Source organism: Aeromonas veronii bv. veronii (assembly GCF_000820225.1).
GTDB lineage: Bacteria > Pseudomonadota > Gammaproteobacteria > Enterobacterales > Aeromonadaceae > Aeromonas > Aeromonas veronii.
This window is the reverse complement of record NZ_CDDK01000037.1, coordinates 134,310-153,302: the sequence shown is the minus strand read 5'-3', so window position 1 is coordinate 153,302 and position 18,993 is coordinate 134,310. Positions and strand designations below refer to the sequence as shown.

Genomic DNA, 18,993 nt, shown 5'->3' with positions numbered 1-18,993 from the left:
CGTTTCACACCTTGTCCCATCGGGTTCTCCATTTATTGGGGGGAAAGGTGTAAACCATATTCAGGACGGGACAGTTCGTTGATCATCAGGCAAAGAAAAAGCCCGTCATGCTGGTGACGGGCTTTTGCTGTTGGTACCCCGAGATGCCGTTGCCGGTTTGGGCCCTTGAACCGTCGGTTCAAGGCGGGGATCGGATCTGACCGCAGGCTTCTCGGTCGTGCCGAGCATGCGCAATAGCCAGAAGGCAGATCCCCTGTTTGGTATGAATATCGGCTCGGGGACTTGAACCGGCTGACAAACATCCCAGGGAATTTTAAAACGGTTTGCGATTAGGGCTGTTGCCCCTCTTCGCTGGAATCACCATATTGTCCGTGCTCGATCAGGGCCGCTTCGATGGTGCGTTGCAGCATCTTGATCCGCTTGTCCATGGTCTCAGAGTATTGGTGGTTCTTCTCTTTTTCAAGGCAGAGCTCATGACAGAAATTGAGCGCCGCCATGATAGCCAATTGCTCGTTGCTGGAGACTTTGGAGCGTTGACGCAGGTCGATCAACTTGTCGGTCAGCTGCTCGGCGGCCTGGCGCAGGGCATCCTGCTGTCCCAAGGGACAGGATACCTTGTAGGGACGTCCCAAAATGACGATTTCTACGGCCTCTGTGCTCATGCCTTCCTCAATACGGCGGAGCTGATTTCCGCCTTTATCCACGTGGACAACTGGGCGGGACTATATAGCGCAGATGCATAAGTTTCAAGGCCTTGCTGGCTCTGCAAGAGGGAGAATGCTAGGATCCTGACCATTAATTCTGCAAATTTGACTGAACTTTGAGCGGATCCTCGATGAGCAAAACGAACCCCCTTAAATATGCGGCAGTGGCCGACATCATGGAACAACATGAGCTGATGGCCAGCGCAGTAGAGGCCCATGGTGTGATGTGCGGTCTGGTGTGCGGCGGTGTGGCACTGGACGACAAGAGTTGGCTGCCCCATTTCAACGATCTGGTGAACGACGGTTTCGGCCTGCCGGCCCCGGTGCGCCAGGTGATGACCGATCTTTATCACAATGTGGTCGAGAGCCTGATGGCCCAGAAGGGCGTCGAGCTGCTGCTGCCAAGTGATGATGCTCCCCTCGACGAGCGAATCGATTCGCTGGTGGACTGGTCACAGGCATTTCTGGCCGGTTTCGGCGTGGTGCAGCAGGAGTTGTCGCGCGCGTCGGAAGAGCTGCAGGAGATGATCCAGGATATCGCCAGCATCACTCAGGTCTCCGCCGAGTTCGATCAGGAAGATGACAAGAACGAAGCCTCTTTCCTGGTGCTCTACGAACACGTCAAACTGGGGGTCATGATGGCCTTCGAAGAGTTTGGCAAGCGCCCCGATACCCCGAGCGCGCCGCCGACCCTTCATTGAGGTGCGGGTCAACGAGACCCTTACTGAATCTGCAAGAGCGCCTGATGGCGCTCTTTTTTATTCCCTTGTGGTGGCTAACCCTGTGAGGCATAACCGGTTTTTTGCCGGTGACCTCGCATTCGGCCAGCGGCTTTGTGATAGCATGAGGCCACCTTTTTCACTTCTTCCTCTCTGCTTATGTCTCAATCTGATGTGCGACAGGTCGATGTCACCCTGGTCGGCGGTGGCATGAGCGGCGCCGTGCTGGCCCTCTCGCTGGCAGCCCTGCTTCGATCCGATGGCTCCCCCCTCGAGATCCTGCTGCTGGAGGCAAGCGTCCCCGAACAGCACACCCATTCAGGGTTCGACGCCCGCGCCATTGCGCTCTCGGCCGGTACCTGTGATGCGCTGTTGCGACGCGGACTCTGGCCGCTGTTTGCCCCCCATTGCGCCACCATTACCCAGATTCATGTCTCGGATCGGGGCCACTTCGGTCAGGCTCGCCTGTCGGCTGCCGAATACGGTCTGCCCGCGCTGGGCCAGGTGATCGAGCTTGCAGCTGCCGGTTATGAGCTGCAACGGGCGATGGCGGCTTCTCCCAATATCCGGGTCTGCTGTCCGGCTCGGGTGAGCGAGATTGTGCCCGATGAGGAGAAGGTGACCCTCACCCTCGAGAGCGGTGAACAGATTGAGACCCGCCTGCTGGTGGCGGCAGACGGCGGCAACTCCTTTGTGCGTCAGCACTTCAAGTTGCCGGTGACCCGCCACGACTTTGAGCAGCACGCCATCATCGCCACGGTCAAAACGGCGCAAGACCCTGAGGGACGCGCCTTCGAGCGTTTTACCGAAGGGGGGCCGCTGGCCCTGCTGCCGATGCAGGAGGGGCTCTCCTCGCTGGTGTGGAGCGTCGGGCAGCATGAGGTGGATGAGCTGATGGCCCTCGATGAGGCGGCGTTTCTTGCCCGCTTGCAGCAGGCCTTTGGCTGGCGGCTCGGCCGCTTCGAGCGATGCGGCGTGCGTCACGTCTATCCGCTCATTCTGACCGCCTGTGACTACCCGCTGGCCCAGCGCACCGTGCTGGTCGGTAATGCCGCCCACGCCCTGCACCCGATTGCCGGACAGGGCTTCAACCTCGGGATGCGGGATCTCGACCTGCTTACCGGCGCCGTAGCCAAGGCGTTGGCAGAGGGGGAGGATATCGGCAGCTTCAAGGTACTGAGTGGCTACTGGCAGCAGCGCAAGCGCGATCAGGAGCAGACCGTCTGGCTCACCTCTTCGCTGGCCCAGCTCTTCTCCAATGGTCACGATCCGCTGGTGGCGGGGCGCAATCTGGCGCTCACCCTGATGGGGCGATTCCCGTGCCTCAAGGCGCCGCTTGCCTCGCGCACCCTGGGCTTTGTCGCTGATGTGTGCGGCAACTAGCCAGCACTTGTTGAGTGGAACCTGTTGACCGCCATTCGTTGATCAAAACCTATTGAATAAAGAGGTGATGCCTGCGGGCGTCCCCTCGCTGGCAAGCCGGTCAGCCCTGAAAGGATGAGATGATGCAGATGCAAAATGTGGATGTGGTGATTGTCGGTGGCGGCATGGTGGGGCTGGGGCTCGCTGCGGCCTTGAAACATAGCGCCCTCAAGGTGCTGGTGGTGGAGGGGCAACTGCCCGATCCGCAGCTGGGGGAGGTGGCCGATAACCGGGTCAGCGCCCTGAGTCTGGCCAGCCAGCAGATCCTGCGCCATGTTGGCGCCTGGGACGGCATTGAAGCGCGCCGCCTGCAGGCCTACGAGAAGATGGCGGTGTGGGAGCAGGACAGTTTTGGCCATATCGACTTCGATGCCGCCAGCCTGCGTCAGGCCAACCTCGGCCACATCGTCGAGAATCGGGTGATCCAGCTGGCGCTGCTTGAGGCGATTGAAGGTGCCAGCAATATCCAGTTGCTGACCCCCGCCAGAGCCAAGAGCCTGCAGAGCGGCCCGGCGGGCGCCCTGCTGCTCCTTGAAGATGGTCAGGCCATCTCGGCCAAACTGGTGGTGGCTGCCGATGGCGCCCACTCCTGGGTGCGCCGTCAGGCTGATATCCCGCTCACCAGCTGGGATTACGGTCACCACGCGCTGGTGGCGACGGTGCGCTGCGCCGAACCCCATGAAGCTGTTGCTCGCCAGATCTTCACCCCGGATGGCCCGCTCGCCTTTTTGCCGCTGTGGCAAGAGAACCTCTGTTCCATCGTCTGGTCGCTGCCTGCGGCCCGCGCCGAGGCGCTCTGCACCTGCGATGACGAGCAGTTCAATCGCCAGCTTACCGCCGCCTTCGATGCCCGGCTCGGTCTGTGCAAGGTGGAGGGGCCGCGCAGCGCGATTCCTCTTACCGCCCGCTATGCCCGCGACTTTGCTCGCGAGCGGCTGGTGCTGGTGGGAGATGCCGCCCACACCATCCACCCGCTGGCGGGGCAGGGGGTCAACCTTGGCCTGCTGGATGCTGCTGCGCTGGCGGAGCAGATCTTGCAAAATCATGCCGCGGGCGAGGATATCGGCCTGCTCGCCAACCTGCGCAGCTACGAGCGCTGGCGCAAGAGCGAGGCGGCTCGCATGCTGGCGGCGATGGAAGGGCTCAAGCGGCTGTTCAGCGGGGCCAACCCGCTCAAGAAGCTGGTGCGGGGCGTGGGATTGCGGGCGGCCAATCTGCTGACGCCCTTCAAGGAGGGGGTGATCCGCGCCGCCATGGGGCTGGAGGGAGAGTTGCCCGCATTGGCCCGTCCTGACTGGGCTGTTGCTGCGACCAAGGGCAGTGCCATGCAGGCAAAGGGTGAAAAAAACTAATATTACTCGCGTTTTTTGACAACAAAAGTAATCCGACAAGGCTGATGACCCGTTTTGGGTGTCAGCCTTTAATTTTGCTCTGGAGCGAAACGTTTTTCTGCAAATTGTGACGAAACGGTAAAAATCAAAATTTAATCTCGCCTGAGTCGGCTTATGGCTGTTTTTATCACTGCATTTATCTTAGTGTCTGGAGTCAGTTTTACGGGAGGGGATTAGTTTTTTTTGAGCGGCACGCTCGCCTGCTTGTCATATAATCCGCTCCGTTCAAGGAATCCCTCTTGCCTGGCAAGGGCAGGAGCGAGCACACACTTTTGGATCCGGTCGCTTTTTGTTGCACGCAGTGCAGTCAGAGCGGTGGCGCGGGTCGCAAGGGTGGTCGCCAAAGCGAAAAGGCTTTTTGCTAAGGAAAGAATGCGATGATCCAGACTACTGTACTGCATCCCAAACACCTGGAAGCCGGCGCCAAGATGGTGGACTTCCACGGTTGGGAAATGCCCATCAACTATGGCTCCCAGCTGGAAGAGCACCACGCGGTGCGCAGCGATGCCGGTATGTTCGATGTCTCCCACATGACCATCGTCGATTTGACCGGCGAACGGGTCAAAGCCTTTCTGCAACACCTGCTGGCCAACGACGTGGCCAAACTCACTGCCCCCGGCAAGGCCCTCTACAGCGGCATGCTCAATCCGGAAGGCGGCGTGATCGATGACCTCATCACCTATTATCTTGGCGATACGTTTTACCGACTGGTGGTCAACTCCGCTACCCGCGAGAAGGATCTGGCCTGGATCCGCCATCACGCCATCGATTTCGATATCACAGTGACCGAGCGTCCCGAGCTTGCGATGATCGCGGTGCAGGGCCCCAACGCCAAGGTCAAGGCTGCTGCTGTGCTGAGCGCCGCTCAGCGTACCGCCGTGGTGGGGATGAAACCCTTCTTCGGCGTGCAGGCTGGCGATCTCTTTATCGCCACTACCGGCTACACCGGCGAAGATGGTTATGAAATCGTGGTGCCGCAAGAGAAAGCCTGCGAGCTGTGGCAAGCGCTGCTGGATAACGGCGTGGCCCCGTGTGGTCTCGGTGCTCGCGATACCCTGCGCCTCGAAGCGGGCATGAACCTCTATGGTCAGGATATGGACGAGTCAATCTCTCCGCTCGCCGCCAACATGGCCTGGACCATCGCCTGGGAGCCGAGCGATCGCAACTTCATCGGCCGCGACGTGCTGGAAGCACAGAAAGCGGCGGGCAATCAGCCCAAGCTGGTGGGTCTGGTGATGGAAGAGAAAGGGGTGCTGCGTGCCGGTATGCCCGTTACCTTCACCGCGGCAAACGGTGAGAAGCGGGAAGGTGTGATCACCTCCGGCTCTTTCTCCCCCACCCTGGGCTACAGTATTGCCCTGGCGCGGGTGCCCCGCGATATCGGTGAATTGGCCGAGGTGGAGATCCGCAAGAAGCTGGTCACCGTGAAGGTCACCAAGCCCGCTTTCGTCCGTAACGGCCAGAAGCTGGTTTAATACCGTTTTGGGGGAGGGCTGTGCCTCCCCCATCCCTTTTCATATTCGTTTTTAAACGCGACTCAAAGATCAAAGGAAGCACAAATGAGCCATATCCCGAGCGAACTGAAATATGCCACTTCCCACGAGTGGATCCGTGTTGAAGCCAACGGCGAGGCCGTGGTCGGTATCACCGAGCACGCCCAGGAGCTGCTGGGTGACATGGTGTTTGTCGAGCTGCCGGAAGTGGGCAAGCAGGTCAGTGCCGGTGACGACTGCGCCGTGGCCGAGTCGGTCAAGGCGGCCTCCGACATCTACAGCCCGGTGAGCGGCGAGATCATCGCCGTCAACGAAGAGCTGGAAGGGAGCCCCGAGCTGGTCAACTCCGACCCCTACAGCGCTGGCTGGCTGTTCCGCATCAAGCTCGATGACGAGAGCGAGTTGGCCAACCTGCTGGATGCCGAAGGCTACCAGAACGTGGTGGACGAAGAGTAATGCCCCCGGGCCCTGCCAATACAGCAGGGCCCCTTTGTATGACCGCCAGCCGGGCAAGCACCGGCCGGTGGAAGGGTGAAGTCGCCCGCGCCTGCCGTTTGCCAGCCTGGGAGCCTAGGGGGCAAACGGGCCGGTTCGCAACAAGGCGATCCCCTCTCGATGCTGCCGCAGCATCCGGTGCCGCACCCTGTCTGCGGGATCCAGAACATGAGTGGAGTCGGTATCAGCCGACGATCAGGAACATCAGGTCTTGGTTATCAGGATGTCATGCCAGGACTTATTTATCAGGAAATAGGGAAATGACCCAGTCACTGTTTGAACTCGAACAAAAACACGATTTTGTCCGCCGCCATATCGGCCCGGGCGAGGAAGAGCTGCGCCAGCTGCTGGCGACCGTCGGGGCCGAGAGTCTGGACGATCTGATTGCCCAGACCGTGCCCGCCGCCATTCGCCTGCCGGGCCCACTCGGCATCGGTGCCGGCATGACCGAGGTTGAGGCGCTGGCCAAGCTCAGGGGCTATGCCGCCCAGAACAAGATCGCCAAGAGCTATATCGGCATGGGTTATCACGATACCCATGTGCCCCACGTCATTTTGCGCAACGTGCTGGAAAACCCGGGCTGGTATACCGCCTACACCCCCTACCAGCCCGAGCTGGCGCAGGGCCGTCTCGAAGCCCTGCTCAACTTCCAGCAGCTGACGCTGGATCTGACCGGCATGGATCTGGCCAGTGCCTCCCTGCTGGATGAAGCGACCGCCGCCGCCGAGGCGATGGCGCTGGCCAAGCGGATGGCCAAGTCCAAATCCAACCTCTTCTTCGTGGCCGATGACGTGCACCCGCAGGTGATCGACGTGGTCAAGGAGCGCGCGGTTCACTTTGGTTTTGACGTGGCGGTTGGCGCCGCGAGTGATGCGGTGAGCGAAGAGGTGTTTGGTGCCCTGTTCCAGTACCCCACCACCACAGGTGAGGTGAAAGATCTGCGAGCCCTCATCGCCGCCGTACAGGCCCAGAAGGGGCTGGCCTGCGTCAGCGCCGATCTGCTCTCTCTGCTGCTGCTCAAATCCCCGGGCGAGCTGGGCGCCGACGTGGTGTTGGGCTCCGCCCAGCGCTTTGGCGTGCCCATGGGTTACGGTGGTCCCCATGCCGCCTTCTTCGCCACCCGCGATGCCTACAAGCGCTCCATGCCGGGCCGCATCATCGGTGTCTCCAAGGATGCCCGCGGCAAGGCCGCGCTGCGTATGGCGATGCAGACTCGCGAGCAGCATATCCGCCGCGAGAAAGCCAACTCCAACATCTGTACCGCTCAGGTGTTGCTGGCCAACATGGCGAGCTTCTATGCCGTCTACCACGGCCCGGTAGGGCTGAAAACCATCGCCTCCCGCGTGCACCGTCTCACTACCATTCTGGCGCTTGGCCTCAAGGCCAAGGGTGTGGCCCTCAAGCATGCCAGCTGGTTCGATACCCTGACCGTGCAAACTGCTGACAAGGCGGCGCTGATTGCCAAAGCCGAGGGGCTGGGCATCAACCTGCGCGCCGATCTGGATGGCGCGGTAGGGGTGTCCCTCTCTGAAACCACCACCCGCGCTGATGTGGCCGAGCTGTTCGATCTCTTCCTCGGTCAAGGTCACGGGCTTGATATCGAGGCACTCGACAAGGCGGCCCAGGCCCATCACGCCATTCCGCAGGATCTGCTGCGCACCGACGCCGTGTTGACCCACGAGGTGTTCAACAAGTACCACTCCGAAACCGAGATGCTGCGTTATATCCACCGTCTCGAAGCCAAGGATCTGGCGCTCAACTACGCCATGATCTCCTTGGGCTCCTGCACCATGAAGCTCAACGCCACCGCCGAGATGATCCCTGTGACCTGGCCCGAGTTCGGCAAACTGCACCCGTTTGCCCCGCTGGCGCAGGCCAAAGGCTATCAGCTGCTGCTGGCCGACCTCGAAAACTGGCTGGTGAAGGTGACCGGTTACGATGCGGTCTGCATGCAGCCCAACTCCGGGGCGCAGGGTGAGTACGCAGGTCTGCTCGCCATCAAGAAGTACCACGAATCCCGCGGCGAGGGGCATCGCGACATCTGTCTCATTCCGGCTTCTGCCCACGGGACCAACCCGGCTTCTGCCCAGATGGCGGGGCTCAAGGTAATCGTCACTGCCTGTGACAAGTCCGGCAACGTGGATCTCGATGATCTGCGCGCCAAGGCGGCCGAGGCGGGGGATCAACTCTCCTGTCTGATGGTGACCTACCCCTCTACCCACGGGGTGTATGAGGAGACCATCAAGGAGGTGTGCGACATCGTTCACCAGCACGGTGGTCAGGTCTATCTGGACGGCGCCAACATGAACGCGCAAGTCGGTTTGACGGCGCCGGGCTTTATCGGGGCGGACGTCTCTCACCTCAACCTGCACAAGACCTTCGCCATTCCTCACGGCGGTGGCGGCCCGGGCATGGGCCCCATCGGCGTGAAGAAACATCTGGCACCGTTCGTAGCCGGTCACGCCGTGGTCAAGACCGACAAGGAGAGCCGTGACAACGGCGCCGTGTCGGCGGCACCGTTTGGCTCAGCCAGCATCCTGCCCATCAGCTGGATGTATATCGCCATGCTGGGTGACGAGGGGCTGAAGAGATCCACTCAGGTGGCCATCCTCAACGCCAACTATCTGGCCAAGAAGCTGGGTGACTCCTTCCCGGTGCTCTATTCCGGGCGCAATGGTCGGGTAGCTCACGAGTGCATTCTGGATATCCGTCCGCTCAAGGAGGCTTCCGGCATCAGCGAGATGGACGTGGCCAAGCGGCTGATGGACTACGGCTTCCACGCGCCTACCATGAGCTTCCCGGTAGCGGGCACCCTGATGGTCGAGCCGACCGAGTCTGAATCCAAGCGCGAGCTGGATCGCTTCGTCGAGGCGATGACTTCCATCCGCGCCGAGATTGCCAAGGTGCAGGAGGGGCAGTGGAGCCTCGCCGACAACCCGCTGGTCCATGCGCCGCACACCCAGGATGACGTGATGGATGCAGAGTGGTCCCGTGGTTACAGCCGCGCCGAGGCGGTGTTCCCGTCCGACGCCGTGCGCGCCGCCAAGTTGTGGCCCTCTGTGAACCGCATCGACGACGTCTACGGCGATCGCAACCTGTTCTGCTCCTGTATCCCGACTGAGGATTACGCCAAGTAAGTGGCGTTTAGGTGCAACAGTTAAGCCTTATAAACAACAGGGCCACCCAGACGGGTGGCCCTTCGTTTACATGGACTTTATCTGCATGTTGCTATCCGAATGTCCGGCTTAAGTCCTTGAGTTGGCTCGCTTTGCTCTGCAAGTTGGCACTGGTTTCACTCACCTGATCGATTTTGAGACTGTTATCGTGAGAGAGCGAGGATATCTGGTTGATATTACGACTGATCTCCTCGATGACCGCTTGTTGCTCGGTGGCAGCGGCGGTGATCTGGTTTGAAAAATCAGAGACCTTGTCTATCTCGATCACAACCTGATTCAGGTTGCCGGTACTTGCCCGGGTGGTGGCGAGGCAGGCGTTGGTTCTGGTCACATTGAGATGCATCATCTCTTTCCATCCCCCCAGGGTTTGCTGGATATGGCCAATGCTGTTCTGGATCTGCTCTGTCGCCTTGTGGGTTCTGGTCGACAGGCTGCGAACCTCGTCCGCCACCACTGCAAAGCCGCGCCCCTGATCGCCTGCCCGTGCGGCTTCGATGGAGGCATTAAGCGCCAGCAGGTTGGTTTGATCTGCAATGCCGCGAATTTCGCTCATGATGGTGCCGATCCGCTCGGATTCGCTCGCCAGTTCGACGGCTGACTGAAAGGCTTGCTCCGCTTGAGTAGCAAGCGCCGACATCTCTTCTCCTGCTTCCGAAAGCTGGGTGCTGGTGGTGATGCAGTGGCTACGGGCTTCTTCAATCTGGCTGTTGCTGTCTTGAATATTGCGGTTGATCTCCTCGGCGGCCGAAGCCATCTGGGTGACGGCGGTGGCAATCTGCTGGATCTGCGTGTCTTGCGAAGAGATATCCTGGCTGGCCAGCGAGGCGGAGCCGCGCAGGTCATTGGCCATGGCATTGAGCGACGCGGTGGTGTCATCCACCCGGCCGAGTACGGTACGGATCTTCGCTTGCCCGAGCTTGATATGGAAATCGGCAATGCTGTGGGGGGCATCCCCCGAGAAGATAAGGCGGCTGATGCTGTCGTAATCCTGCTCGAGCTGCTGCAAGAATCGCGGTGTGAGGAAGAGAGGGTGGCGATTGAACCAGATGGCTGCCAAGAGAGGAATGATGACCCAGAGCGCCTGCAGCGGTGAGAGCAGCCAGAGCGCGCTGATCACGCTGACGAGCAGCAGAGGTATGGTCATCATGGCCGGTGTGAGTTGACGCAGGCCCATGTGAATGGCAGAGCCGGTTTCACGGGCTTTAAGGGTTTTGTACATCTTGCTGGCACGCGCTTTGTGCTCTGCGGCGGGACGGCAGCGGACGGATTGGTAACCGACCATCTTGCCATCTTCATAGATCGGGGTGACATAGGCATCAACCCAATAATAGCGACCATCTTTGCAGCGATTTTTTACCATGCCTCGCCATGGTTTGCCTGCCTGCAGGTGGGCCCAGAGATCGGCAAACGCTGCCTTGGGCATGTCGGGGTGGCGCACCAGATTGTGATGCTGCCCCAACATCTCTTCCAAGCGATAGCCTGCCACCTGACAAAACGCCGGATTGGCGTAGGTGATGTCCCCTTTGAGGTCGGTCGTCGATACCAACTGGATATCGTCGGCAAATTCAACCTCGGTATCTGTGGTGTGAAGCGAGCTGGTTACCATGATCAGGCTCCGGTTTCGGCGTAACGGAATACTTCGTTTGAGTATGGCAGAGGATGTTCATTTATTGTGTTGTTGCACATTAACTCTTGTGCTACTGCGTGGGGACGGGATGGGTCTCACATTTTTACACCATGGTTTGGCGAGGGGTGGCAGGCCAAGTCACATGGCCCGGAGAGCAGCAAACCCCTCATCCTTTGGCGGTCTCAAATTGATTGCCGTACGGAATAGACAAACGCCGATCAGTTGATCGGCGTTTTGTCTATGAGGTGCCGGATGGTTTCACACTCGGCTGGCTTAAAACTCTGTCTGTTTAAAGATGGGCGACTTAAAACAGCAGTTGCGTCAGGTAGCCCATCAGGATCGCCATGCCGAGTATCACGGTAAGGAAGGCCGCAATCATCGGGGTTCTGAACATCGATTTGAGCAGGATCACCTCGGTCAGGCTGGCACCGGCACTGCCGATGATCAGCGCCATGACGGCGCCCATCCCCATCCCTTTGCCCAGCAGCACCGACGCCAGCGGGATCACGGCCTCGGCGCGGATGTAGAGCGGGATCCCGACGATAGCGCTGAATGGAATGGCCAGCGGGTTGTCGGCGCCGGCATGGGCGGCGATCCACTCGGCCGGAATAAAGCCGTAGATAAATGAGCCGATAAGCACCCCCAGCAGCAGGAAGGGCAATACCGCTTTGAACTGCTGCCAGGCATCGATGCGAGCTTTGACCCAGGCGGTGGGGAGCTGTGGCGCTCTGGTCAGGGCAGCCGTGCCATAGCCGCAGCAGGGGAGGGTGGCCTGTTCTGCCATCTCTGGTTGCGGAGCCGGGCAGCATGCTGCCCCGTTGAGGGGTTTGATTGCGCGAATGGCACTGCGTTGGTTGTCACTGCAATTTGTTTGAGTTGTGGCGCGGGTCGCCGGGCCACAGTTGCTACCGCAAGAGGGGGTGGCCTCTTTGGGGTCGATGACATGGCGCTCGAATCCCAATCTGTCGAGCAACATGCTCGCCATGACGGAGACGCTGGCGGCGATCACGGCGTAGAGCAGGGTCACTTTCCAGCCAAAGGTGGCCCACATCAAGCCGACGATGATGGGGTTCAGCAGTGGCGAAATAAACAGGAAGGTGAGGGTGGGGCCAAAGCCAGCCTTGGCCGAGAGCAGCCCTCTCAGCATGGGGATGGTGGAGCAGCTGCAAAACGGGGTGACAGCACCGAGCAGGGCCGAGAGCAGATAGCCCTTGCCATGTCTCGCTCCCAGCATCCGCTGGATCTTCTCGTCGGGGATCTTCTGACGGATCAGGCTGACCCCGGCGCTAATGACCAGAAACAGCACCGACAGCTCGACAGCCAGAAACAGGAACATCTGGGCTGCATCGGTCAGCATGGTTAACCACTCATTCATTGTCGTATCCTCACTTGGTTTCTATATTTCCAAAATAATCGAAATGAATGTTCGGTCAAGATATTTCTGGTATTATCGAAATATCAAATTTGTGGAGGGCGCAGAGATGCAACTGGAAGAGGTCGCCAAGGCATTGAAAGAGCTGGGTCATCCGACCCGGCTGTTTATCTTCAAGCATCTGGTCAAGGCGGGAGAGCAGGGACTGCCGGTGGGGGAGCTGCAAAAGCAGCTGGCGATCCCCGCTTCCACCCTCAGCCACCATATCGCGGCGCTGGTCTCGGTGGGGCTGGTGAAGCAAAACCGGGAGAGTCGCACCCTGCTTTGCGTCTCTCAATACGCGGTGCTGGAGGAGATCATCGCCTTTTTCCGCGATGAGTGTTGCGTCAACAGCCCGGAGCATCGGCAAGATCAAAGGCAAGAGCTGCCTTCCTGAGGGCTATGGCTGCTAGTAGTGCTGCGCGCAATAAAAAAACGCCGATCATCCGATCGGCGTTTTGCATTGTTTTTCTCAGCTGCGGGCATTAACCCAGATTGGCTGCGACCTTGCTTTGGGCTTGTCCTTTGCGCTTGATGACAAAGCCAATGCCCAGTACCACCAGCCAGGCGGGGATCAGTTCGACCGAGATGCGGAAATCGGGGGTCATATACATGATCACCAGAATACCGGCCATGAACGCGAGGCAGAGATAGTTGCCGAAGGGGTACCAGAACGCCTTGAACTTGGGCTGGACACCCTCTGCGACCATGGCCTTGCGGAACTTGAGGTGCGCGAGGCTGATCATCGCCCAGTTGATCACCAGTGCGGAGACCACCAGCGCCATCAGCAGACCGAACGCCTTGCCCGGCATCAGGTAGTTGATCAGCACGCAGAGCAGGGTGGCGATGGCCGAGACCGAGAGGGCAACCAGCGGCACGCCGCTCTTGTTGGTCTTGAGCAGGGCTTTCGGGCCGTTGCCCTGCTTGGCCAGCCCGAACAGCATCCGGCTGTTGCAGTAGACGCAGCTGTTGTAGACCGACAGTGCCGCCGTCAGCACCACGATGTTGAGCACGGTGGCGACCAGATTGCTGTCCAGTGCGTGGAAGATCATCACGAACGGGCTGCCGCCTTCCACCACTTTACCCCAGGGGTAGAGGGACATCAGGATAGCCAGAGCGCCGATATAGAAGATGAGGATGCGGTAGATCACCTGATTGGTGGCCTTGGGAATGCTCTTCTCGGGGTTGTCTGCTTCGGCGGCGGTAATGCCCACCAGCTCCAGACCGCCGAAGGAGAACATGATCACCGCCATCGCCATCACCAGACCGCTGATGCCGTTGGGGAAGAAGCCCCCTTGCGCCCATAGGTTGGTGACGCTCGCCTCGGGGCCGCCGGTGCCGGAGATGAGCAGATAGCCACCGAAGCCAATCATGCCGATGATGGCGACCACCTTGATGATGGCGAACCAGAACTCCATCTCGCCAAACGCTTTGACGTTGGAGAGGTTGATGGCGTTGATCAGCACGAAGAAGAAGGCTGCCGACATCCAGGTCGGGATCTCTGGCCACCAGTACTGGACATAGATGCCCACCGCGGTCAGCTCGGCCATGCTCACCAGCACGTAGAGCACCCAGTAGTTCCAGCCGGACGCAAAACCGGCAAACTCGCCCCAGTATTTGTAGGCAAAGTGGCTGAAGGAGCCGGCTACCGGCTCTTCCACCACCATTTCACCGAGCTGGCGCATGATCAGGAAGGCGATAAAGCCGCCGATGGCGTAGCCCAGCAGGACCGAGGGGCCTGCCATCTTGATGGTCTGGGCAATGCCCAGAAAGAGGCCGGTGCCGATGGCGCCGCCCAAAGCAATCAACTGAATGTGGCGGTTTTTAAGGCCGCGCTTCAGCTCCTCACCGTCTTGTTTCAAATCCATGGATCTGTCCTTACGTCTCTGTTGTCTCTTGCCGGTATTGGGCTCATCCTGAGCAGGCCGCAGTGCGTAGCCAAAACCTGACGAAAGCTGTATTTATTTCGTTACGCCATGCCGTTTTCAATTTTTGCTGTTGGCTGGCAACCGAAGCAGAATAGTGATAATCCGCCATGAATGCACCTGTTTTCCATGCTGAATGGCCGTGTTTTGTACCAAAGGCAGCGTTTTTATGATCTTGAGAGGCTGGGTGGTGGTGTTTGGTTGATATTTGCGCAATCGAATTATGTTTTGTTGACATTTTGCTCTGTCTGTGGGCTTTTTTTGGTGCTGAGTTATGGATGGATTCAAATGATGCCATGCAAGCGAGAGTGCAGGGAAGAGTGCGGGGAGTTGGAGCACAGGGAGAGTGAAAGCGTGCTGCAACAAGGGGTGGCCCGGGGGCTGCTGGTGGCGCTCTGGCTGGCAATTGCCGCCAGTCCGCAGCTGTTGCTGGTGGTCGCGACCATGCTGCTGGGCTGGCTGTTGCTCGGTGATCAGGGATTGCTGCACTACTGGCAGCCGCTGCTGCTGGTTGGCGGGGTAACGGGTGCTGTTGCTGGCGGCTGGCTGGCAGAGCGGGTTCGCCTGCGCCACGGCTTGCTGGCCTTCTATGCCCGATTGATGAACAACCCCGAGCTCAATCGCTAGTCAAGTCTGGCTGTTTGCAGAACACAGTAGAGCGGAACAAAACGGCGGCAGGTGACAAGCGCGCAATGACAAGGTCGGCAAGCAGAGGGATAAGCATTTGTGGTGCTTATCCCTTTTTCATCCACGCTTTTCACTGTCATCTACTCAAACCACAGCTCACAGCGCCTGACTTTTACAGTGTACGTGTGATTTTTATCTGCTGTTGATGCCAGTAGCTGTCAAGCTGACTTAACAGAGCTGGCGGCGCAGACCGGTCGCCTCGAGGACCTTGGCGCTGATCTCCTCCACCGAGTGGGAGCTGGTATCGAGAAAGCGGATCGCCTCCTGGCGAAACAGTCGCTCCACGCAGGCCAGCTCCTGCTCGCACTGCTCGATGGAGGAGTAGCGGCTGTTGGCACGGCGCTGGTTGCGGATCTCGTGCAGCCGCTGCGGCGCTATGGTGAGGCCAAACAGCTTGTGGCGGTTGGCCTTGAGGGGAGCTGGCAGCTCCAGCATGCCCATATCCTGTTCGATAAAGGGGTAGTTGGCGGCACGAATGCCGAACTGCAGCGCCAGATAGAGGCTGGTGGGGGTCTTGCCGCAGCGGGAGACCCCGATCAGGATGATGTCCGCCTCATCGTACTCCTTGGTGGTAATGCCATCGTCGTTGGCCAGTGCGAAGTTGACCGCCTCGATGCGATCGTCATAGAGCTTGCGATTCTCCATGCCGTGGGTGCGGTGGAGGCGGGGCTCGGCCTTTACCCCCAGCTCCTGCTCCAGCGGGCTGACGAAGGTATTGAGAAAGTCGTGGCCGCATGCCTCCGATTTGAGCACCTCTTCCCGTACCAGCGGGTCGACGATGGTGTGAAACAGAATGGGGCGTACCCCGGTCTGGCGGAACTGCTCGTCGATCCGCATCCGTACCTGACGGGCTTTCTCCAGTGTCTCCACAAAGGGGATAGTGATCTGCTCGAAGGCCAGAGGAAACTGGCTCAGTACCGCGTGACCGAACACTTCGGCGGTGATGGCGGTGCCGTCTGAAATATAAAATACGGTGTGCACGTAGGGCTCCTGTGATACCGCGGGTGGGGTTGCATGGGGTAAGGGGTGAGAAGTATCTCCCGAAACCATACCAGTTTTGTCAACCGGTCTGCTGTGCCCAAGTTGTGAAGTGGCTTGCAAACCTGAATCGTTATCTTTTTGTGTCGCCATTGTAGAATGTTCCGGTCATTCGGCCATCCCCAACGCTTGCTCGGGGATTTTTTTGAAAACCAGCGGAAAACGTTTTCATGGTCGTTGGCAACAAAAGAAACAGACAATAACGCACCTGACTTACCCATAACCTCATCGATTAAATCGGGCGCACGAGGTGCTATGGCATCGGTGCCCACCAACCTGGAGACATCCAAGTGCAACAGTACGTGCTCTGGTACGAACAACTCGGAATGCAGGACGTAGAACGAGTTGGCGGCAAGAACGCATCCCTTGGCGAGATGATCAGCAACCTCTCTGGCGCCGGCGTATCCGTGCCGGGGGGCTTTGCCACCACCGCCTTTGCGTTTAACGAGTTTCTGGAGTCAAGCGGCCTCAACGGCAAGATCCACCATCTGCTCGACAATCTCGACGTGGACGATATCGCCGCCCTCAACCGGGCCGGTCAGCAGATCCGCGACTGGGTGATCGAAGCCCCGTTCCAGCCCGAGCTGGAGCAGGCGATCCGGGTTGCCTATGAAAAGTTGAGTGCCGGTGTCGAGGCCTCGTTTGCGGTGCGCTCCTCCGCCACCGCCGAGGATATGCCGGACGCCTCCTTTGCCGGTCAGCAGGAGACCTTCCTCAACGTACGTGGCATCGATGCCGTCATGACGGCGGTCAAGCATGTGTTTGCTTCTCTGTTCAACGATCGCGCCATCTCCTATCGGGTGCATCAGGGCTACGACCACAAGGGTGTTGCCCTCTCGGCCGGGGTGCAGCGGATGGTGCGCTCGGATCTCGCCGCCTCCGGCGTCATGTTTACTCTGGATACCGAGTCCGGTTTCAACGACGTGGTCTTTATCACCGGGGCCCATGGTCTTGGCGAGATGGTGGTGCAGGGCGCGGTCAACCCGGACGAGTTCTATGTGCACAAGCCGACCCTCAGGGGTGGCCGTCCAGCGGTGGTGCGCAAGACCCTCGGCTCCAAGCTCATCAAGATGACCTATTCGGACGATGCCGGTCACGGCCGTCAGGTGAAGATTGTCGACACCGATGAGGCCGAGCGCAGCCGCTTCTGCATCACCGATGAGGAGGTGATGGCGCTGGCGAAACAGGCCCTCATCATCGAGCAGCACTATGGCCGCCCGATGGATATCGAGTGGGCCAAGGATGGGCAGGATGGCCAGCTCTATATCGTGCAGGCGCGCCCGGAAACTGTGCGCAGTCGGCAGGAGGCCAATACCCTCGAGCGTTTTGCCCTCAAGCAAGCGGGCAAGGTGCTGATCGAAGGGCGCGCCATCGGCCACAAGATTGGCGCAGGCCCGGCGCGGGTTATCTCGTCCATCAGCCAGATGGACGAGGTGCAGCCCGGCGATGTGCTGGTGACCGACATGACCGACCCGGACTGGGAGCCCATCATGAAGCGGGCCTCTGCCATCGTCACCAATCGGGGCGGCCGCACCTGTCACGCTGCCATCATCGCCCGCGAGCTGGGTATTCCGGCGGTGGTGGGCTGTGGCAACGCCACCGACCATATTCAGCCGGGTCAGCGGATTACCGTCTCCTGCGCGGAAGGGGATACCGGTTTTATCTATGACGGCGAGCTGGACTTCGATGTGGCGGTGACCGAGGTAGGCAACATGCCGCGCTTGCCCATCAAGATCATGATGAACGTCGGCAACCCTGATCGGGCCTTCGACTTTGCCCAGTTGCCCAATGCTGGCGTAGGGCTGGCGCGCCTCGAATTCATTATCAACCGGATGATCGGGGTTCACCCCAAGGCGCTGCTGGAGTTTGACCAGCAAACCCCAGAGCTGCAGGCCACCATCGGCAAGATGATCGCCGGTTACGACAGCCCGCGGGAATATTATGTCGCCAAGCTGACCGAGGGGATCGCCACTCTGGGGGCGGCGTTCTGGCCGGAGCGGGTGATCGTGCGGATGTCGGACTTCAAGTCCAACGAGTACGCCAATCTGGTGGGCGGTCGTGGCTACGAGCCCCACGAGGAGAACCCGATGATCGGTTTTCGTGGCGCATCCCGCTACATCGCCGACAGCTTCCGACCCTGTTTTGCCCTCGAGTGCGAGGCGATCAAGCGGGTGCGCGATGTGATGGGGTTGACCAACGTCGAGGTGATGATCCCCTTCGTGCGTACCGTGGGCGAGGCGGAGCAGGTGATCGACATCCTGGCCGAGAACGGTCTGCGCCGCGGCGAGCGGGGGCTCAAGGTGATCATGATGTGCGAGATCCCGAGCAACGCCCTGTTGGCGGACAAGTTCCTGGAGCACGTGGACGGCTTCTCCATCGGCTCCAATGACATGACCCAGCTCACCCTTGGGCTGGATCGGGATTCCGGGCTGATTGCCCATCTGTTCGACGAGCGCAACGAGGCGGTCAAGACACTGCTGGCGATGGCTATTCAGGCTGCGCGCAAGGCGGGCAAGTACGTGGGGATCTGTGGCCAAGGCCCATCCGATCATCCGGACTTCGCCGCCTGGCTGGTGGAGCAGGGGATCGACTCGGTGTCGCTCAACCCCGATACCGTGGTCGATACTTGGCTCTATCTGGCGGAGCAACACAAGGCGCGCTAAGCCGGGCTGCACTGCTACTCATCAAAATGGCGCTCGCGGGCGCCATTTTTTATGGCCGAGATGCTACAACAGGTCTGACGTGGGGGCTAAATGTGCCCAAATAGGCGCGCTGGCGCGTGGTTTTACACTCCGTTACATCTGCCTGCCTTGCAACCGTCCCATAATGGCTCGGCAATCCGGCGGTGCGGGCCTGTCCCGTCCGGGGAGTACACGCAGTTTCCTGTCAGCACGGAGGTCAGGGT

Annotated in this window: 16 protein-coding genes and 1 other RNA gene; 9 read left to right on the top strand and 8 right to left on the bottom strand. The window is 59.7% G+C overall.

Features of this window, described 5'->3' with window-relative positions; all coding sequences use genetic code 11:
* Positions 1-131: 131 nt before the first annotated feature.
* Together ssrS and zapA are read right to left on the bottom strand one after the other, a co-directional pair.
* Positions 132-313, bottom strand: a non-coding RNA gene (gene ssrS, locus BN1139_RS21095) — 6S RNA.
* 16 nt (positions 314-329) lie between these two features.
* Entirely contained in the window at positions 330-662 is a 333-nt protein-coding gene (gene zapA, locus BN1139_RS16020) for a cell division protein ZapA (protein WP_005333910.1), read from the bottom strand.
* Positions 663-835: 173 nt separating this feature from the next.
* On the opposite strand from zapA, the gene BN1139_RS16015 reads away from it, so the two are divergent.
* The 3 genes from BN1139_RS16015 to BN1139_RS16005 all read left to right on the top strand — a co-directional run bounded on the left by BN1139_RS16015 (position 836) and on the right by BN1139_RS16005 (position 4,197).
* Entirely contained in the window at positions 836-1,405 is a 570-nt protein-coding gene (locus BN1139_RS16015; RefSeq protein ID WP_005352986.1) for a UPF0149 family protein, read from the top strand.
* Between the two features lie 177 nt (positions 1,406-1,582).
* On the top strand, positions 1,583-2,806 hold the full coding sequence (gene ubiH / locus BN1139_RS16010; protein WP_005352984.1) for a 2-octaprenyl-6-methoxyphenyl hydroxylase: 1,224 nt from the start codon (positions 1,583-1,585) through the stop codon (positions 2,804-2,806).
* A gap of 122 nt (positions 2,807-2,928) precedes the next feature.
* Positions 2,929-4,197, top strand: coding sequence for an FAD-dependent 2-octaprenylphenol hydroxylase (locus tag BN1139_RS16005; RefSeq protein ID WP_005352982.1), 1,269 nt, complete (start codon positions 2,929-2,931; stop codon positions 4,195-4,197).
* A gap of 212 nt (positions 4,198-4,409) precedes the next feature.
* On the opposite strand, the gene BN1139_RS21470 is transcribed toward BN1139_RS16005, so the two are convergent.
* A complete protein-coding gene (locus BN1139_RS21470) occupies positions 4,410-4,637 on the bottom strand; it encodes a hypothetical protein (protein WP_041915404.1) in 228 nt (75 codons plus the stop codon).
* On the opposite strand from BN1139_RS21470, the gene gcvT reads away from it, so the two are divergent.
* The 3 genes from gcvT (at position 4,614) to gcvP (ending at position 9,361) form a co-directional block, all read left to right on the top strand.
* The gene (gene gcvT, locus BN1139_RS16000; protein ID WP_005352980.1) at positions 4,614-5,711 is read left to right on the top strand and encodes a glycine cleavage system aminomethyltransferase GcvT; all 1,098 of its coding nucleotides are present in this window, start codon (positions 4,614-4,616) and stop codon (positions 5,709-5,711) included. The two genes, BN1139_RS21470 and gcvT, sit on opposite strands and share 24 nt — an antisense overlap.
* Positions 5,712-5,795: 84 nt before the next feature.
* Positions 5,796-6,185 (top strand): glycine cleavage system protein GcvH, encoded by a 390-nt coding sequence (gene gcvH / locus BN1139_RS15995; protein ID WP_005333898.1) that lies wholly within the window; start codon positions 5,796-5,798, stop codon positions 6,183-6,185.
* Between the two features lie 299 nt (positions 6,186-6,484).
* The gene (gene gcvP, locus BN1139_RS15990) at positions 6,485-9,361 is read left to right on the top strand and encodes an aminomethyl-transferring glycine dehydrogenase (protein ID WP_013723619.1); all 2,877 of its coding nucleotides are present in this window, start codon (positions 6,485-6,487) and stop codon (positions 9,359-9,361) included.
* Between the two features lie 91 nt (positions 9,362-9,452).
* Here the strand turns inward: gcvP and BN1139_RS15985 are convergent, their stop codons facing one another.
* Both BN1139_RS15985 and BN1139_RS15980 read right to left on the bottom strand, forming a co-directional pair.
* On the bottom strand, positions 9,453-11,006 hold the full coding sequence (locus BN1139_RS15985; RefSeq protein WP_013723620.1) for a methyl-accepting chemotaxis protein: 1,554 nt from the start codon (positions 11,004-11,006) through the stop codon (positions 9,453-9,455).
* A 325-nt stretch (positions 11,007-11,331) separates the two neighbouring features.
* On the bottom strand, positions 11,332-12,402 hold the full coding sequence (locus tag BN1139_RS15980) for a permease (RefSeq protein ID WP_013723621.1): 1,071 nt from the start codon (positions 12,400-12,402) through the stop codon (positions 11,332-11,334).
* A gap of 106 nt (positions 12,403-12,508) precedes the next feature.
* Between BN1139_RS15980 and BN1139_RS15975 the strand changes: the two genes are divergently transcribed.
* Positions 12,509-12,835: an ArsR/SmtB family transcription factor gene (locus BN1139_RS15975; RefSeq protein WP_005344826.1), complete on the top strand. Its 327-nt coding sequence runs from the start codon at positions 12,509-12,511 to the stop codon at positions 12,833-12,835.
* 88 nt (positions 12,836-12,923) lie between these two features.
* On the opposite strand, the gene BN1139_RS15970 is transcribed toward BN1139_RS15975, so the two are convergent.
* Both BN1139_RS15970 and BN1139_RS21465 read right to left on the bottom strand, forming a co-directional pair.
* The gene (locus BN1139_RS15970) at positions 12,924-14,306 is read right to left on the bottom strand and encodes an amino acid permease (RefSeq protein ID WP_041980716.1); all 1,383 of its coding nucleotides are present in this window, start codon (positions 14,304-14,306) and stop codon (positions 12,924-12,926) included.
* 43 nt (positions 14,307-14,349) lie between these two features.
* A complete protein-coding gene (locus tag BN1139_RS21465; protein ID WP_143231931.1) occupies positions 14,350-14,601 on the bottom strand; it encodes a hypothetical protein in 252 nt (83 codons plus the stop codon).
* A 50-nt stretch (positions 14,602-14,651) separates the two neighbouring features.
* On the opposite strand from BN1139_RS21465, the gene BN1139_RS15965 reads away from it, so the two are divergent.
* Entirely contained in the window at positions 14,652-14,990 is a 339-nt protein-coding gene (locus tag BN1139_RS15965; RefSeq protein WP_237700562.1) for a hypothetical protein, read from the top strand.
* Between the two features lie 228 nt (positions 14,991-15,218).
* Here the strand turns inward: BN1139_RS15965 and ppsR are convergent, their stop codons facing one another.
* The gene (gene ppsR, locus BN1139_RS15960; RefSeq protein WP_013723624.1) at positions 15,219-16,031 is read right to left on the bottom strand and encodes a posphoenolpyruvate synthetase regulatory kinase/phosphorylase PpsR; all 813 of its coding nucleotides are present in this window, start codon (positions 16,029-16,031) and stop codon (positions 15,219-15,221) included.
* A 347-nt stretch (positions 16,032-16,378) separates the two neighbouring features.
* Between ppsR and ppsA the strand changes: the two genes are divergently transcribed.
* Entirely contained in the window at positions 16,379-18,751 is a 2,373-nt protein-coding gene (gene ppsA, locus BN1139_RS15955; protein WP_013723625.1) for a phosphoenolpyruvate synthase, read from the top strand.
* Positions 18,752-18,993 lie beyond the last annotated feature (242 nt).

Excerpts from the sequence above, each read along its gene's own strand:
- BN1139_RS15975 (WP_005344826.1), top strand. The coding sequence starts at position 12,509 with ATGCAACTGGAAGAGGTCGCCAAGGCATTGAAAGAGCTGGGTCATCCG.
- BN1139_RS15970 (WP_041980716.1), bottom strand. The coding sequence starts at position 14,306 with ATGGATTTGAAACAAGACGGTGAGGAGCTGAAGCGCGGCCTTAAAAAC.
- BN1139_RS21470 (WP_041915404.1), bottom strand. The coding sequence starts at position 4,637 with ATGCAGTACAGTAGTCTGGATCATCGCATTCTTTCCTTAGCAAAAAGC.
- zapA (WP_005333910.1), bottom strand. The coding sequence starts at position 662 with ATGAGCACAGAGGCCGTAGAAATCGTCATTTTGGGACGTCCCTACAAG.
- BN1139_RS21465 (WP_143231931.1), bottom strand. The coding sequence starts at position 14,601 with ATGTCAACAAAACATAATTCGATTGCGCAAATATCAACCAAACACCAC.
- BN1139_RS16015 (WP_005352986.1), top strand. The coding sequence starts at position 836 with ATGAGCAAAACGAACCCCCTTAAATATGCGGCAGTGGCCGACATCATG.
- gcvT (WP_005352980.1), top strand. The coding sequence starts at position 4,614 with ATGATCCAGACTACTGTACTGCATCCCAAACACCTGGAAGCCGGCGCC.
- BN1139_RS15985 (WP_013723620.1), bottom strand. The coding sequence starts at position 11,006 with ATGGTAACCAGCTCGCTTCACACCACAGATACCGAGGTTGAATTTGCC.
- gcvP (WP_013723619.1), top strand. The coding sequence starts at position 6,485 with ATGACCCAGTCACTGTTTGAACTCGAACAAAAACACGATTTTGTCCGC.
- gcvH (WP_005333898.1), top strand. The coding sequence starts at position 5,796 with ATGAGCCATATCCCGAGCGAACTGAAATATGCCACTTCCCACGAGTGG.
- BN1139_RS15980 (WP_013723621.1), bottom strand. The coding sequence starts at position 12,402 with ATGAATGAGTGGTTAACCATGCTGACCGATGCAGCCCAGATGTTCCTG.
- BN1139_RS15965 (WP_237700562.1), top strand. The coding sequence starts at position 14,652 with ATGATGCCATGCAAGCGAGAGTGCAGGGAAGAGTGCGGGGAGTTGGAG.
- BN1139_RS16005 (WP_005352982.1), top strand. The coding sequence starts at position 2,929 with ATGCAGATGCAAAATGTGGATGTGGTGATTGTCGGTGGCGGCATGGTG.
- ubiH (WP_005352984.1), top strand. The coding sequence starts at position 1,583 with ATGTCTCAATCTGATGTGCGACAGGTCGATGTCACCCTGGTCGGCGGT.